The organism is Kitasatospora sp. NPDC127067 (assembly GCF_042724755.1).
In the GTDB taxonomy this organism is placed as follows: domain Bacteria; phylum Actinomycetota; class Actinomycetes; order Streptomycetales; family Streptomycetaceae; genus Kitasatospora; species Kitasatospora lactacystinica.
On the sequence record NZ_JBHXEM010000310.1, the window covers coordinates 1 to 1,241 of the forward strand.

The 1,241-nt window shown below is 73.6% G+C and carries 1 protein-coding gene and 2 pseudogenes; 2 read left to right on the forward strand and 1 reads right to left on the reverse strand.

The annotated features are described in order from the left end of the window. A pseudogene (locus ACFWJ4_RS41640) lies at positions 1-230 on the reverse strand (hypothetical protein); the annotation flags it as partial. Positions 231-482: 252 nt separating this feature from the next. Here ACFWJ4_RS41640 and ACFWJ4_RS41645 point away from each other — a divergent pair. Then, complete coding sequence (locus ACFWJ4_RS41645; RefSeq protein WP_380554704.1) at positions 483-995, forward strand: SigE family RNA polymerase sigma factor; 513 nt, start codon at positions 483-485, stop codon at positions 993-995. Further along, positions 988-1,241: pseudogene (locus tag ACFWJ4_RS41650) on the forward strand (hypothetical protein); the annotation flags it as partial. The gene ACFWJ4_RS41645 and the pseudogene ACFWJ4_RS41650, both read left to right, overlap by 8 nt.

The following is a 1,241-nucleotide window of genomic DNA, read 5'->3' on the forward strand; positions in this document are numbered from 1 at the left end:
GCAGTCACGCCGGTAACGGCCGAGCCGCCGCCGGAGACCACCGAGGCGCCGGCCGAGTCGGGCTCGGAGGCCGTGGCGGTGGGCGTGGCGGTGGGCGTACCGGAGGGCTTGCCTTGAGCCGTGGGGGTGGGCGTGGAGGTGCCGGTTGCGGCAGTGGCCATTCCCCCCGCGGTCGCGATGGCCGCGGCGGTGACGGTGGCGGAGATGAGCATGATCGGGCGGATACGCATGAATCCGTGTCCTTTCCTGCGGGCGTCCGGTTGATGCCAGCACCCCTGTACGCCCCCCGACGCCCGGCAGGTCGCACCCCGCACACGTGATCCAGGTCATAGTCCGTGGGCGCAACGCCGGGACGGGGCTCGTGCGTACAGGGCGGGAGGCTCCGCCCAGGACGCACAGATCCGCCGCCGCGGCCGAGGAGTGCTTCCTCGCGCACCGCCTGTGCCGCGAGCTGACGGACAGCCCCGGAAGAGAGGCCCTTGATGACGCCACAGGAGTTCGACGCGTTCTACGCGGCGTCCTTCTCCCGCCTGACCGGGCAGCTCTACGCGATAACCGGCAACTGGTCCGAAGCACAGGACGTGGTCCAGGAGGCCTTCGTCCGCGCGTGGGACCGACGGCGTACCTTCGACCCGGGCAACGCCCCGGAGGCATGGATCCGGACCACGGCCCGGCGGCTGGCCCTCTCCCGCTGGCGACGTCTGGCCCGGGGCCTGCACTTGGCCGGACGCCACCACCGCCAGGAACCACCCACCGTCGAGCCGCCCACCGAGGAGCACCTGATGCTGGTCGCCGCGCTCCGCGACCTCCCCGAGGCACAGCGGAGCGCCCTGGTCCTGCACCACATGTGCGACCTCTCCGTCGAGCAGGTCGCGGCCGATACCGGCGCCAGCGTCAGCGCCGTCAAGAGCCGCCTCGCCCGCGGCCGGGCCGCGCTCGCGGCCAGACTCGCCGACCTGACCCCGGCCGGCGAGGAAGGAAAGCTCCGTGTCTGACCCCGTCCACGACACCCTCGCCGACCGGCTGCGGCTGCTCGGCACGCAGATGCCCGCACCGACCCTGCCCGCTGCGGAGATCCGCCGACGCGCCGACCGGCGCCGACACCGCCGACACGCCCTGGGCGCGGCCGCGGCCTGCATCGCAGCAGCCCTGTGCCTGGCTCTCCCGTCCGCGCCGCACTCACCGGGACCACAACAAGGAGCAGCCACCACGGAGACCCCCTCCGTGCCGGCTTCCCCCCA